This window comes from Arthrobacter sp. B0490 (genome assembly GCF_002929355.1).
In the GTDB taxonomy this organism is placed as follows: Bacteria; Actinomycetota; Actinomycetes; order Actinomycetales; family Micrococcaceae; genus Arthrobacter_D.
In genome coordinates, this window is record NZ_PJIR01000090.1 from 1 (window position 1) to 672 (window position 672).

The 672-nt window shown below is 69.9% G+C and carries 3 protein-coding genes; all 3 read right to left on the reverse strand.

The window, feature by feature from the left end:
• The coding region (locus CXQ97_RS20910; protein ID WP_219815476.1) for a hypothetical protein at window positions 1-197 on the reverse strand (197 nt) is incomplete at its 3' end.
• Entirely contained in the window at window positions 194-475 is a 282-nt protein-coding gene (locus CXQ97_RS20915; RefSeq protein ID WP_104182373.1) for an NADH-quinone oxidoreductase subunit K, read from the reverse strand. The genes CXQ97_RS20915 and CXQ97_RS20910, both read right to left, overlap by 4 nt.
• Window positions 472-672: hypothetical protein (locus tag CXQ97_RS20920; RefSeq protein ID WP_219815478.1), on the reverse strand; the 201-nt coding region annotated here is incomplete at its 5' end. The genes CXQ97_RS20920 and CXQ97_RS20915, both read right to left, overlap by 4 nt.

Below are 672 nucleotides of genomic sequence, written 5' to 3' on the forward strand. Positions count from 1 at the left end.
GCCAGCCCCGCCTCCCAGCCACCGACGAGCAGGCTTCGCTCGCCATGATCGAGCACCACCTGCAGCGCCATGATCGCCGCCAGGAGCGCGCCCAGGCTCAGCGCGATCACCCAGCGGCCGCTGCGCGCCGGGCGCAGCAGGATCAGCAGCAAGGCTCCGGCCAGCGGCAGCAGCAGGCTGACCAGGGCGGCGTTCATCGCTCTTGCCCCTTCGAGGTGGCCAGCGCACTGCTCAGGCGCAACGCCAGGGCGGTCGCACTCACCGCCACCACCAGCCCGGTGACCACCAGCGCCACCAGCAGCGGATCGCCCGGATCATGACGCGCCGCCAGGGCGATCATCACCAGAAACACGCCGCTGCCCATCAGATTGATGGCGATGATCTGCCGCAGCGCATGGCGCAATGTGAGCAACCCGTGCAGGCCGAGCAGCCAGAGGGCGAAGCCGACGGCGATCCAGAACAGCGTGGCGCTCATGACTGCGGCTCCGGGTCGTCGCCGATCACCAGCAGGCTCAGGCTCGCGGCGATGGACAGTGTCGCCGCGGCCTCGATGACGACGATCAGCGGCTTGGCCCAGCCGGTCGGGTACTGCAGCCAGCCATCGCCAAACCAGGCGCAGGCTGCCGCCACCGCGACGAACAGCAGCAGGCCGACCAACACCAGCAGACGCAG